Genomic DNA, 13,208 nt, shown 5'->3' on the forward strand with positions numbered 1-13,208 from the left:
TCGGCGCCGAGTCACGCCGAATCAGCCTATGCCAGCCGGGAATTGGGGACAGGATGGATACGGATCACCGCATCAAGCACCTCGAGATGTTGCAGTCGATCATCGCGCGATTGAGCCAGCAGTCGTTCACGGTGCGCGGATGGTCGGTGACCCTCGTCTCCGTGATATTCGCGCTTCTCACCACACAGGCCAGACAAGGATCGGGCCTGATATTGCTGGCGCTGGCGCCGGCCTGGATCTTCTGGGGTCTCGACGGTTACTACCTGAGCCTGGAACGCCGTTACCGGGAACTGTTCGCATCCGCCGCGCGGCAACTACGGGAGCCGCTGGCATCCGGGCCGCTCCCGTTCGACATGATTCCCGATTCCAACCGACCCGCACGCGATTTCGCGCGCGCGATCGTCACTCCGAGCGTGGCCGCGATTCCCGTGGTCTTGACCGCGCTGATCATCGGCTACCGGGTAGTCGCGGTCGTCGGCGGTTGAGCGGCGTCGTCCGGACATTCCGCGCCCAGCGCCGATGTAGGAGCGTACGGCGAAGCCCCTGGCGCTGGATGCGTCCAGGGGCTTCCGTATCGAAGCGGTTCAGCGCTTGGTCAGTTCGGGAGCCATGGCCTCTGATCCCTCGACGGACTCCGCCGGGGCTGCCTCTTCGTGCGCGGCGGCCCGGTTCGGCAGCAGCACCGCCATGACGATCACGATCAGCGCCAACGCCGCCGAGACCAGGAAGGCCAGGCGCATACCGTCGAGATGCGCGGCCACGAGGTCGCTTCCCTCGGCGGCGAGCGACGTGGCACGCGCCGACATCACCGTCACCACGAGAGCGGTGCCGAACGCCGCGGCAACCTGCTGCAAGGTGCCGAGCATGGAGCTGCCGTGCGAGTACAGATGCTGCGGCAGCGCACCGAGACCCAGGGTGAACACCGGGGTGAACGCCGCCGCCAGCGACACCATCAGCAGGATGTGCAGGGCCAGCAGCTGCCAGTACGGCATGGTCATCGAGATCTGAGTGAACCCGGCCAGCGCTATGGCGATTCCGATCGCCCCCGGGATCACCAGCAAGCGACCGCCGAACCGGTCGAACAGGCGGCCGACGGTCGGCCCGAGCAGACCCATCGCCAATCCGCCCGGCATCACCAGCAAGCCGGTGGCCAACGGGCTGAGGCCACGCAGGTTCTGCAGGTACAGCGGCAGCAGAATCATCGACCCGAGCATGGCCATGAACGCCACCGACATCAGGATCAGCGCCTTGGTGTAGGTGGCCGACAGCAGCACGCGCAGATCGAGCAGCGGGGTACCGCTACGCTGCAAGCGCAACTGCCGCCACACGAACAGGGCGATCAGCGCCGAGCCCACGGCGACGATGCCGAGCGGGCCCGCGAAGTCGTTGCTTTCGAACCGGCTGAGCCCGAACACCAGTCCGCCGAACCCGAGCGCCGCCAGCGCCACGCTGGCCACATCGATCTGCCCGGGTTGCGGTTCACCGACGTTCTCCAGCTGCCGCAGCCCCAGCCAAGCGATCACACCCGCGATCGGCAGCACCAGCACGAAAAGCCAACGCCACGAGGCGATTTGCAGAACGCCGCCGGAGATCACCGGCCCCATCGCGGGCGCCACCGAAATCGCCAGGGTGACGTTGCCCATCACCCTGCCGCGGTCGTGCTCGGCCACCACCGTCATCAGGGTGGTCATCAGCAGCGGCATCATCACAGCGGTGCCGAAGGCCTGCACGATCCGGCCGAGTAGCAGCACCGCGAACGACGGCGCGACCGCCGACAACGCGGTACCGGCCAGGAAGACGCCCATCGCCGCGGCGTACGCCTGCCGGGTCGACACGCGCTGCAGGAACCAGCCGGTGGTCGGGATGACCGCCGCCATCGTCAACATGAACGCCGTCGACACCCACTGCGCCGCCCGGTCGGTGATCGCCAGATCCGCCATCAGGCGCGGAATCGCGTTGATCATGATGGTCTCGTTCAGGATCACCACGAAGGTAGCGAGTACCAGCACCCGGATGACGGTCGGTGTCCGCCCTCCCGAGGCTGGAACGGATGGTGCGGCGGACATCGGATACCTCCGGAGGCATGGGTCGTTGACAGAACATGTGGCCCTTCGCCGAGTCACCGGATCGCGTCCCGGCGCCACAGCTGTAGAGACGGTGTCGACTGCTCGAACTCATCGGGCGCGAGTCAGTATTCCGCCCGGTACCGACACAAATCACCCGGTTTTCCCGCCGATCCACCCAGCACCCCTGCTGGAACCCGCTGGTCACGACCCTCTACAGCCCTACGCGAATGCCAATCGTGAGCCTGGTCACTCTAGACGATCGGCGCTCGCGGACTGTCCCGGCGCGGACGTCCGAGTGAAACCCGCGCGCCGCAACCCCGAACGCGACGCTCGCGCCGGGGCCGCGGCGTGTCGGCGGCATCGCCCGGCTACCGCGGCAGTCAGCAGCTAGGGCTCGAGGTCGGCCACTCCTTTGCCGGTCGAAATGTCGAACGGCACAGAAGCCTGGTCGTGCGTGATCAGCCAATCGCCCCCGATCTTCCGGAAGCAAAGAGTGACCCGGACCCACATACCGTTCGTCGCCACCCCGTTCTGCAGCGTGCCGCTGAGCCGGCCGAAGGCGTGTCCGAATGCCACATCGTCGCTCACGGTGAGGGCCAGGTCGCGAACCTCATAGGTGACATCCTGGAAGAACGTGAACGCATTCGCCCAGTTCTTCGCTTTCGCGTCGATACCGACATGCTGCAGCGGCGGCTCGACGTCGAAGGAGACGACGTCCGTTGCGTAGAGCTGCTTCACGCCCTCGAGATCCTTGGCCCCGATTCCTTCGGCCAACTTGTCGATCCGCCGCCTGATCTCGGCTTCGTCCACTGCGCGTCGCGCAGGCGCCGATACCACCGAACCGACTCCGGGATCGTTGGCAGTCATTGCATCCTCCATTCGATGAATTTCCGGCCGCGAGGCGGTCTCTTCTGACGGATCACCCGACGGTGACCGTGGAAGCGGCGCGCAAAGGTGCGAGGGCGACGCTCCACGCGACGACCTGATCCAGCGTTTTGCCCAGGGCGGCGGCATGGTGCTCGCCCGGTACGAAGGTGGTGTGGTTCTCGAAATCGGTGAGCACCGAGATCGCGACCTGATAGCCCACGTCGGCCATGCCCAGCGTGCTGCAGACCGTCCGCAACTGCACCACCGCGCGGGCGCCGCCGTTCACGCCGTAGGACACGAATCCGACCGCCTTGTCGGTCCATTCCGCGAACAGGTGATCGAAGGCGTTCTTCAGCACTCCGGGGACGCCGCCGTTGTACTCCGGGGTCACCACCACGAAACCGTCGAACGGTGCGATGCGCTCGGCCCAGGCGCGGGTATGCGTGTTGGCGGACGGGCCGAACATCGGCGGCACCGCTTCGTCCAGGTGCGGCAGCGGGTGGTCACGCAGATCGATCAGTTCGAACTCGGCGTCGCCGCGCTGCGATGCCACGTCCAAGACCCACTGGGCGACCTGCGAGCCGTTACGGTTGGGTCGGGTACTGCCGAGAATGATGCCGATTCTGGTCATTTCCGGAACTCCTGCTTCGCTGAAAGTGTCACGACCTTCCGACGACACAGCCGTCCGGAATGTCAGGCTGTCTCACAAATCGGGTCGCTGTCTCGTCGATTCGGTAGGGCCCGCATCGACCGAAGGAGCCGATACCCATGACCGATCCGCACCTGCGCTCGGTGATCAGTGAACGCCGTCAACTGATCAATCTCGCCTACCGGCTGCTCGGCTCGTTGGCCGAAGCCGAGGATGTGGTGCAGGAGACCTACCTGCGCTGGTACGCGTTGTCCGAGCGGCAACGGCAGGAGGTGGCGGCGCCCGGCGCCTGGTTGACGACGGTCGCCAGCCGCATCTGCCTCGACCTACTCGGCTCGGCGCGTGCCAGGCGGGAACGCTATGTGGGCGAATGGATCCCCGAGCCGTTGCCCGACCGTTCCGAATGGCTCGCTGGCCCCTCACCCGCCGATCCCGCCGACCGGGTCACCCTCGACGAGTCGATCAGTATGGCGTTCCTCGTCGTGCTCGATTCCATGACACCGGCCGAACGGGTCGCGTTCGTCCTGCACGATGTCTTCCGCTACTCCTTCGCCGAGGTCGCCGAGATCGTCGGACGCACCCCTGCGGCCTGCCGTCAGCTCGCCTCCTCCGCCCGCCGTCGCATCCGCACCGCGCAGGGGCCGTCGGGAACCCAGCACGCCGAGGTGATCAGGGACTTCAAACGAGCCTGGGAGACACAGGACATCGAAGCTCTGATCGGGCTGCTCGATCCGAACGCGACCGCGACCGCCGACAGCGGCGGCCTGGCCCCGGCCTTCCTGCACCCGATCAACGGCGGCGAGCGGATCGCCCGCGCTTGGATCGAAATCGCCGCCCGATCTCCCGAGGTGACGTTGCTCGAGCGCACGGTGAACGGCCAACCCGGCCTGGTGGCGCGACTCGCCGACACCATCGTGTCGGTCTACGCCTTCGACATCGCCGACAACCGGATCACCCGCATATGGGCGATCCGGAATCCGGAGAAACTCAGCCTCTGGGCAGCGGACTGAACGACTGCTCCGGGGTCGAGAGTCGGCGGATCACACAGCGACGCCGCAAGCTTCTTGACGCTTTGGGAGAATTTCTGGACGTTTTCCAGATTCGGACAAAAAATTCGGCCCCTGACCCTGCAAAATAGTCTGCTGGTCAGAGGCCGTTTTTCTGCTCCCCCATCTGGACTCGAACCAGAAACCTGCCGATTAACAGTCGGCTGCTCTGCCAATTGAGCTATAGGGGATTGCCCTTGGCTCGTCCGGTTGGTATCGGGCGGGCCGAGGAGAAACTCTAGCGTATCGCTGGGCGGAGGCCCAAATCGCGTCGCTACCTGCTGAGTTGTCTCCAGAGACGGGGGCGTCGCCACCGGGTGTCCGGATCGACAGGCGTGTGGGGTGTCGGGCAGGATGGGGGCGGCGAACTGGCAACTGGGAGGAGCACATCGAGATGCTGCGGTTGATCATCGGCGTGGCGGCAGGCTACGTACTCGGCAGTAAGGCCGGGCGGGCTCGCTACGAGCAGATCAGCGCCGCTACCCGCGCGCTGACCGAGAGCCCGGTGACCCGCAAGCTCGTGCTCGTCGGCAGGCAGAAACTGGCGGACAAGCTCAGCACTCGCCCCCGCCTCGAGCCGATGGAGCCGATCGACGAGCGGACCACCGTCCTGGTACCGCACGACCAGCTCCGTCGCTGACCCCGCACATGCTGTGACCGATCCTCGCACCAGTCGGACTGTGTGCGAGGAATCACGAACCTGATCGACCCTAGGCCCCGGTGGCGAAGTCCCCGTGGTTGCCCATCGCCTGGGTGAGCAGGCTCTTACGGTACTGCTCGAGGGCGACGAGGTCGCCGAAGAGGGCGAAGTAGGCCTCCGGCTGTTCGGTCGAGGAGACCCGCTGGAGCTTGGACTTGAGTTCGGCGATCTGCCTGCCGACCCAGGCCTCCTGGGTGCGCGCCAGGACACCGGCGACGAAGCGCGGGATGTCGGACTCCGACTTCACCGGCAGCGGCTCGTTGGCCAGCTCCGACAGCAGGGCGCGCACGGTCAGGTCCTCGGTGCCGTCGGCGACGGCGTTGACCCATTCGGCGCCGCCGAGCCCGGCGGCCGTACCGCCCGCCTCGGCGATCAGGCCGCGAAGGACCGAGTAGGCGGGGTGGGTGAAGGCTTCGGCCTCGAGCGCGTCGAAACCCGCTCCGGCCATCGCCGGGTACTGGAGTGCGGCGGCGAGTACCTGACGTTGCGGCAGCAGGGTGGGATCGTTCGGATTCGGCCGTGCCGCAGGATGTTCGGCGACCACCTGGCGCGGCGCGGGCGCACGCCCCGCGCCCGCCTGCCCGCCGCCGTTGCGGTTCCGCTTGGCTTCCTCGCCGACGCGGCGCACCACGGTCTGGATGTCGTCCCAGCCGACCCATCCGGCCAGTTTGGTGGCGTAGGCCTTGCGCAGGGCGTTGTCCTTGATCTGCGCGACCACCGGCACCGCCCGGCGCAGCGCCTCCACCTGGCCCTCCGCGGTGTCCAGGTTGTGGTCGGCCAGCAGACCGCGAATCACGAACTCGTACAACGGGGTTCGGCGGGCGACCAGATCGCGCACGGCGGCGTCACCGGAGTGCTGCCGCAGTTCGCACGGGTCCTGCCCGTCCGGCGCGATCGCGATGTAGGTCTGACCGGCCAGCTTCTGATCACCAGAGAAGGCTTTCAGGGCCGCCGCTTGGCCCGCGGCATCGCCGTCGAAGGTATAGATGATCTCGCCGCGCCAGAAATTGTCGTCCATCATCAGGCGGCGCAACAGGGCGAGATGGTCGTCGCCGAATGCGGTGCCGCAGGAGGCCACGGCGGTCTTTATCCCGGCCAGGTGCATCGCCATGACGTCGGTGTAGCCCTCGACCACGACCGCCTGGTGCCCCTTGGCGATCTCGCGCTTGGCGTGATCCAGGCCGAAGAGTACCTGGGATTTCTTGTACAGCAACGTTTCCGGGGTGTTGATGTACTTACCGGGCATGGTGTCGTCGTCGAAGAGCTTGCGGGCGCCGAAGCCGATGACGTCACCGGACAGGTTGCGGATCGGCCACAGCAGCCGCCGATGGAAACGGTCGATCGGGCCGCGCTGACCCTGCCGGGACAGCCCGGCCGCCTCCAGCTCCTTGAAGTCGAACCCCTTGCGAAGCAGGTGCTTGGTGAGCGTGTCCCACCCCGCCGGGGCGTAGCCGCAGCCGAAGTGGTGCGCGGCCGCGGCGTCGAAGTTGCGATCGGTGAGATATTTGCGCGCGGTTTCGGCTTCCGGCTCGCGCAGCTGGGCGACGTAGAACTCGTGCGCGGCCGCGTTCGCCGCGACCAGCCGGGACCGGGTGCCGCGATCGCGCTGCACCGAGGTGCCGCCGCCCTCGTAGTTGATCTGGTAACCGATCCGGTCGGCCAGCTGCTCGACCGACTCGACGAACCCGACGTGCTCGATCTTCTGCAGGAAGGCGAACACGTCGCCGCCCTCGCCGCAGCCGAAGCAATGGAACAGGCCGTGATTGGGTCGCACGTGGAACGATGGCGACTTCTCGTCGTGGAACGGGCACAGGCCCTTCATGGAGTCCGCTCCGGCGCGCTTGAGCGCGACGTACTCCCCCACCACGTCTTCGATCCGGACGCGCTCGCGTATTGCCGCGATATCACGATCAGGAAGTCGTCCGGCCACGGCAGAGAGTCTAGGCGAAGGCGGGGCCGACGCGCCCGGGCGGCTCGACACCGCGAGTTCCGGGCGAAGGCGCCCTCGAGCGGGGAATCACGAGCGATCCAGTTCCGCGCGGATCGCCGCGACCGTTTCGGCCAGACGTGACTGGTGGGAACCCTGCCAGTAGATCCGGCCGCAATCGCGGCACTGCCGGAAAATGTCGTAGTAGCGACGGGTGAGCGGTTCGAGGCGATCCTCGACCTCGGCTTTGCCGACCTCGGCGACGACGCCGCCGCAGCGCAGGCAGCGGGTGAACGGATCGAGGCACGCGACGAGGTCGAGCCGCCGGATCACCTCCACGACCTGCTCGATCGGCTGGTCCGACCAGATGTAGACGCCGTGTGTGACGTTGCGGCGCTTCAGCAGCCCTCGGTCACGGGTGAGCAGGATCCGGTGCTCGGCCGCGGACGCCTCGGCGAGTTCGGCGTCCTCGGCCTCCCACCGGCAGTGCACGTCGAGACCCAGCAGCCGCATCAGCTTGGCGAGACCGCCCAGATTCACGTCGGCGAGGAACCGTGGCTCACGCAGCGGATGCGGGCGGACCAGCGTCACGCGGCCGATGTCGAGTGTCTCGAACACGGGATACGCGGTGATCCGCCCGCCGAGGCACGGGTGATGGTCGAAGTCGACCGGTTCTCCGTCGACGAGGACCAGGTCCACTTCGGTGTGCGGAATGCCCGCTGCCTCGATGACGTCCTTGACGGTCTGGTGCGGGCGGCACGGCCGACGCAGCACGGTGTATCGCTCGCCGGGCCGCAGGAAATCGTTCAGCTCGGCGTAGACCCGGAGATCGACGCTCATTCGACGAACAGCGCCATGGATGCGGTGAATCCGTGCAGCGCGTTGCGGCCCGCGATGGGCCCGATCTCACCGGCGGCGAAGAAACCCGCGAGCGGGATGCCGTCGAGCAAGTCCTCGATGGTCGTGGCGTCGTGGTCCGCCACACCGAACATCCGACGGCCGCGTCCGTTACACGTGAACAGCAACGCACCGGCCGGACGTACGGAAAGGTCGGTGCGCGCCCGCGCCAGCGCGGTCCGCAGGTCGTGGTCGGCTCCGATCGCGTCGCGGACCTGGAATTGGACGGTGGTGCCGACTTCCACGACCTCACCCACCTCGATCGCGCCGCTGGATGGGTCGGCGCCGAGCAGACCGCGGATCAGGAAGTCGCCCTGCCCGGGGTCGGCCAGGTGCTCGTCGACGACGAACCCGATCTGCAGGCCGCGCGCGAGCTCTTCCTGCTGGTCGGGTGGCAGCACGGCCACGATTTGACGCAACCGCTCGATCGGGGGCAGACCGCCGAGTCCGGTGATCACCGTGCCGTCCGCGCCGGTGACCGTGTAGGGGTTGCCGATCGGACGGCAGCCCTGGGACACGATCGGCACGTTGTGCAGGCCGGGAAGACGCACGCCGACCGCGCCCGAGGTCACCACGGCGTGGTCGCGGAACAGGCGGCTGCCTTCCGGGCCGTGGCCGCCGCTGACCAACCCGCCCATCACGACGGTGCCGGGCAGATCCGTGTTCACGTACTCCAGCAGCAGATCGGCCGGAAAGGAGTAGGGGTCGGGCAGCAGCAGGTGGAAGTCGCGTGCGGCCTTGTCGAAGCGATAGCCGGCGAGGAGCCCGCCGCTGGCCGTGCGAAGGAAGTCCAATTGGAAGGTTTCGGCTGCGGGCAGTCCGGAGGCCAGCCACACCGCCACCGCGGGTTCGTCCTCGATCTCACGGCGACCCGCCACCACCGCCTGCGCCACGCATCCGATCAGGGCGGGCACCCGGACCGTCCGGTGGACGCCGGAGAGCACCTCGACGGCGTCGTCGGTATGCACGCGGGACGCGAGCAGCACAGCGAGCGACGGCGCTTCGCCCGCGATCTGGTCGCGGGCGAACGCTGCGGCCTCCATGCCCGCTCGCCGCGCTTCGGGCGCGGTGGAGAGCCCTACTCCGATCCGCACCCTTCCATGGTAGCCAACCTGGGGCTCCAGTGAATTCACCTGTTGCACAGCGCTTTTCATCGGCATTGCCGAGCCGGTACCGCCAAGTGGCCCGATGCGAGGGGCGGGCCGGAGATTCCTCAGCTCCACGAGCGGAGCGACAAGGGCGACGAACAGGTTGCGAATCGATAGCTGTTCGGCGGCGGCGCCGCACAATCGATCTTCCCAGCCCGGAGAGGTCCGGCGGATTTGAGCGACAATGGCCGGGACCACAGTCTGTTTTCGGTCACCCGAGATCAGAGTGTCGGCGCGGGCTGGGCGCACCGCGGCAAGACCTGATGAGGACAGGCGGGAGACATTGTGAGTCAGCCGTCGCGGATCGACACGGGCGAGCTGCGCGCGATGGTCTCTACCTTGGAGCGGCTCATTGCCGACGCTTCCCGGACGGTCGGCGAACTGAAGGCAGCCATCGCCTCCGCGGAAGGGCTCGTCGACGGCGACCGGCTCGATCATGCCGCAGCACTGCCTGTCCTGGCGCCCGCACCGGAGAGCCGGGTGCTTGCGCCGGAGCCATCGGCCGAGCCCGCGCGGAAGGCGATGCCGACGCCATGGTCTCGGAAGACCCAAGAGACGCCCTGGTCCAAGCGCGTGGTCCGGCCATATCCGGCGGTGCCGGGCACACCGGTTCACGGATCCGCGGCCCGCGAGATCGGCGTCTCGGCAGAGCTGTCCGCACCCGTACGCCGACCGGCCGCGGGGCGTCATCCCCAATTGGAACCGGCAAGTCACCGAACCGACACCCTCGACGAGCCGGTATCCGTCCGGCGCTCGGTTGTCGCCGAGGGCCCTCCACCCCCAGTCACCGTTGCTCCGGCGTCGATCCGGCGGACGGACCGGGGCGAGCACGCCACACCCCGTCCTCGGGTCGATACCGCATCCGGCCGCCGGTCCCCTGACGGCCGCCCATCGAATCAGCCGACCCACCCCGCACCCAGCCCACCGGTCGAAAGAGCGCACCGCACCGAGGACATCCCGGAGATCGGGGACCCGCGCCACGAGGTATCCGCTCCGCGGGCCGACAGAGCCGGCGGTCTTCCGCCGCGTCTGGACATCGAGATCGCCGAAGACTCGATACCGCGACCGGAGAGCGCACAGCCGACCCTCGCACCGGGCCCCCGGAGCGAGTCTGCACCGGCCCGGCCAACCGATTCCACCGGCGCCTCCGCACCGACCGACTCCACGAACACCACCGCTGAGGAGCACCGGACCTCAGCGCGGCGCACCGATGCCGAGGGATTCCGCGCGACGAACGGCACGCAACATCCGAAACCGATCCGCCGAACGGAATCGCCGGAAGCCATCGCACCACCGCGACATATCGGTACGGCTGACGACACCCCGTCCGCTCCGGAGACCGGCCCCGCATCCCGTCCGAAGCCCGTCCCGCGAACGACAGAACCTGCGCTCCCTGAACGCACCGGTGACCCCGGGCACCTGGTCCCGATCCACGCCACCGGCGGTGTCGCACCCATCGAAGAAGCCGACAACCCGCATCCTCCGGCGGTCACCCCGCAAGACGACCCGACCCTCGGCACCGCAACCACCCCGACGTCCGGTATCGCAGACGACTCGCCGCTCCCGTTCGAGTTCGATACCCCACCCCATTCGGCACGGATCGAGCCCACCCATCAGTCCAGCAGCGCAGGCGAGCTCGAACGTCGCCGAACGACCGCCCAACCCACGCACACTCCGAAGACCGACGCCGCGTCCTCCCCTGAGCCCGACCGCCCCACCGACTCTGCAGCCCTCCAGGTTCCCGACGCAGCACTTACACCGTCGATCGACAACACAGACCTCTCCGGCCAACAACCGCCAATCAGCACCGCCGCCCGGGAACCCCACCCACCGACGGACATCGCCGAGGAGACGGCACCCGCACCGGCAACTACCACGCTCTACCTCGAACCGAACCCCCAGATCGACGCCACAGAGCACCCCGCCACCACACGACAGACAACCTCAACGCCCGACCAGCCGGTCGACAGCGCGCGCTTTTCCGGCCGGCAACCGGCAATCAGCACCGCCGCCCGGGAACCCCACCCATCTACGGACACCGCCGACCAGGTGGCACCGCCCCCGCAGGCAGCTACCCAGGTCCACCCCGAACCGAATCCTCAGAACGACACTACGAAACACGTTGCAGCCGAGCCGCGGGCAGGTTCAACGCCCGACCAGTTGATCCGCAACGCGAACCTCCCCCAACCCACAATCAGCGCCGACGAATCGGTACCCCACCAATCGACAGACTCCACCGACCAGGCGGCACCCGCCCCGGCAGCTACCGCATCACTCTCCCAGCCCCTTCCCCCGATCGACGCCACGGCCGGTTCGGCGGCCGAGCAGCGGGCAGGCTCGGCGCCCATCCGGCAGGCGGATGCCACCGACGAACCCGTATCGCGGCGGCAAACCGATACCTCTCCAGGCTCGGCCGCCCTTCCGTGGATCGACGCCCTGCGCTTTTCCTGGCTCGACGCCTCGCCCGGCCCGCAATCCCCTTCGCCGAGCGCTGCTACGACCGACCCTATCTCGGTCCACCGCGCCGGATACCACCCACGGATCCACAGGGCAGGCAGCTCCATCCAGCAGCCGGGTAGCACAGACAACTTCGAAGCCAATCGCAACGCCGGTCACACGGCAGACCCCACGAGACGGGGCGATTCCGCGCGCGTCCCTCCGCCCGACCGCGCCGAGGCTGCCCCGCTCGACCGGCAGACCGACGCACCTGACCAGCCCCCGCCGATCGAGGACAGCGGTGCCGCGCCCCGACCCGGACATGCTCGGCAGACGGACACCGTTGGCGGGTCCGATCCTGTCGACACTGCTCATGACTCGACACGATCGCCACGGTCAGACGTCGCGCGCCCTCGCCAGGCCGTCCCCCGCGCCGCCGACCACATCTCGGTTCGCCGCAGCGATTCGGCCTCATCGGCGCAGACCGGCAGCGCAGGCGTACCCGTCCAACGACCCGACCCCGCATCCGCCCGGAAAGCCGGTCGCGCACCCAGCGAACGCAGCACCACCGCACACCGCCCGGCAGTCCCCGAGCAGGCCGATACCCCCGATCCAGCCGAGGCACTCCGAATCGCGCGGGAGATGTCGGCGCGGCATGGATTGGAAGTCGTCGGGTTCGATACCGCGAATGTCGGTGTCCAGGTGGTCCGTGAGATCGCGTCCACTATCGATGAGCTGCTCACGAAATACCCGATGCCGCTGCGGGGCGTCGAGCTCACCGACGACGCGGAATCGCGCCCGCGACCGGAGCGCGAGCCGACCGCGGAACAGTCGGCCGATGCCGCGATCTGGATGCTCTTGGACCGGGCGGCCTTGTATCCGCCGCGGTCGGCTTCGGTGGAAACACGCCGGATCTTTCGTCGCCGTGGGCCTGCCGAGCGGCCGGTGTACACGGCGGTGGTGCGCGAATTCGCGGGGGCTCTGGACGTCGCCGGTGGGTTCCGGGCTCGGCAAGAAGCTTTGCGAACTTTGATCAACGAGTCGCTGCGTGGCGGCGGTGGTGGTCTCGGCCTGCTGGATCCGGGCCGGGCCTTGATCGACGGCTTCACCGAGGTGATTCTGCGGGGCGAACGAGCGAGTGCGTCAGCCAAGGAATTGCACGGCGCGCTGGTGAAAATGGCCCGAGCCGAGTCTTCCGACGATCTGTCGGCGTGACACCACCGATACGGGTCCAAAAGGCGCAGCCGGACAATCGCCCTTGACCCCGCGCATGGCCGCAGCGAAGGCGGAGGTACGCAGAAATGGACACTGCCGGACGTCGTCCGTCCATAGCCCCCGCGCACGGCCGCAGCGAAGGCGGAGGTACGCAGAAATAGGCACTGCCGGACGTCGTCCGTCCATAGCCCCCGCGCATGGCCGGAGCGAAGGCGGAGGTACGCAGAAATAGGCACTGCCGGACGTCGTCCGTCCAT

General features: G+C 67.9%; 10 protein-coding genes and 1 tRNA gene. 4 read left to right on the top strand and 7 right to left on the bottom strand.

Annotated features, from left to right (window positions below; all coding sequences use genetic code 11):
- The first annotated feature begins 53 nt into the window (after positions 1-53).
- Complete coding sequence (locus ACWEO7_RS17750; protein WP_452424520.1) at positions 54-485, top strand: hypothetical protein; 432 nt, start codon at positions 54-56, stop codon at positions 483-485.
- 99 nt (positions 486-584) lie between these two features.
- Here ACWEO7_RS17750 and ACWEO7_RS17755 read toward each other — a convergent pair whose 3' ends face one another.
- The 3 genes from ACWEO7_RS17755 to ACWEO7_RS17765 form a co-directional block, all read right to left on the bottom strand.
- Positions 585-2,066 carry an MDR family MFS transporter gene (locus ACWEO7_RS17755; protein ID WP_452424521.1) on the bottom strand — a complete coding sequence of 494 codons (1,482 nt, stop codon included), beginning with the start codon at positions 2,064-2,066 and terminating at the stop codon, positions 585-587.
- Between the two features lie 387 nt (positions 2,067-2,453).
- A complete protein-coding gene (locus ACWEO7_RS17760) occupies positions 2,454-2,945 on the bottom strand; it encodes a YybH family protein (RefSeq protein ID WP_452424523.1) in 492 nt (163 codons plus the stop codon).
- 40 nt (positions 2,946-2,985) lie between these two features.
- A complete protein-coding gene (locus tag ACWEO7_RS17765) occupies positions 2,986-3,564 on the bottom strand; it encodes an NADPH-dependent FMN reductase (protein ID WP_452424525.1) in 579 nt (192 codons plus the stop codon).
- Between the two features lie 137 nt (positions 3,565-3,701).
- On the opposite strand from ACWEO7_RS17765, the gene sigJ reads away from it, so the two are divergent.
- Positions 3,702-4,592, top strand: a complete 891-nt coding sequence (gene sigJ, locus ACWEO7_RS17770) for an RNA polymerase sigma factor SigJ (protein WP_452424527.1) — start codon at positions 3,702-3,704, stop codon at positions 4,590-4,592.
- A 154-nt stretch (positions 4,593-4,746) separates the two neighbouring features.
- Here sigJ and ACWEO7_RS17775 read toward each other — a convergent pair.
- Positions 4,747-4,819, bottom strand: a tRNA-Asn gene (locus ACWEO7_RS17775).
- Positions 4,820-5,022: 203 nt separating this feature from the next.
- Here ACWEO7_RS17775 and ACWEO7_RS17780 point away from each other — a divergent pair.
- Positions 5,023-5,268: a hypothetical protein gene (locus ACWEO7_RS17780; RefSeq protein ID WP_039796811.1), complete on the top strand. Its 246-nt coding sequence runs from the start codon at positions 5,023-5,025 to the stop codon at positions 5,266-5,268.
- Between the two features lie 70 nt (positions 5,269-5,338).
- Here the strand turns inward: ACWEO7_RS17780 and dnaG are convergent, their stop codons facing one another.
- From dnaG to ACWEO7_RS17795, 3 genes are all read right to left on the bottom strand, one after another.
- The gene (gene dnaG, locus ACWEO7_RS17785; RefSeq protein ID WP_452424529.1) at positions 5,339-7,258 is read right to left on the bottom strand and encodes a DNA primase; all 1,920 of its coding nucleotides are present in this window, start codon (positions 7,256-7,258) and stop codon (positions 5,339-5,341) included.
- An 87-nt stretch (positions 7,259-7,345) separates the two neighbouring features.
- Entirely contained in the window at positions 7,346-8,095 is a 750-nt protein-coding gene (locus tag ACWEO7_RS17790) for a Mut7-C RNAse domain-containing protein (RefSeq protein WP_452424531.1), read from the bottom strand.
- Positions 8,092-9,246 carry an FIST signal transduction protein gene (locus tag ACWEO7_RS17795; protein WP_452424533.1) on the bottom strand — a complete coding sequence of 385 codons (1,155 nt, stop codon included), beginning with the start codon at positions 9,244-9,246 and terminating at the stop codon, positions 8,092-8,094. Before ACWEO7_RS17795 ends, ACWEO7_RS17790 begins: the two co-directional genes overlap by 4 nt.
- A 3,132-nt stretch (positions 9,247-12,378) precedes the next feature.
- Between ACWEO7_RS17795 and ACWEO7_RS17800 the strand changes: the two genes are divergently transcribed.
- The gene (locus ACWEO7_RS17800; RefSeq protein ID WP_452424534.1) at positions 12,379-12,951 is read left to right on the top strand and encodes a hypothetical protein; all 573 of its coding nucleotides are present in this window, start codon (positions 12,379-12,381) and stop codon (positions 12,949-12,951) included.
- Positions 12,952-13,208 lie beyond the last annotated feature (257 nt).

This window comes from Nocardia sp. NPDC004260, from assembly GCF_053603155.1.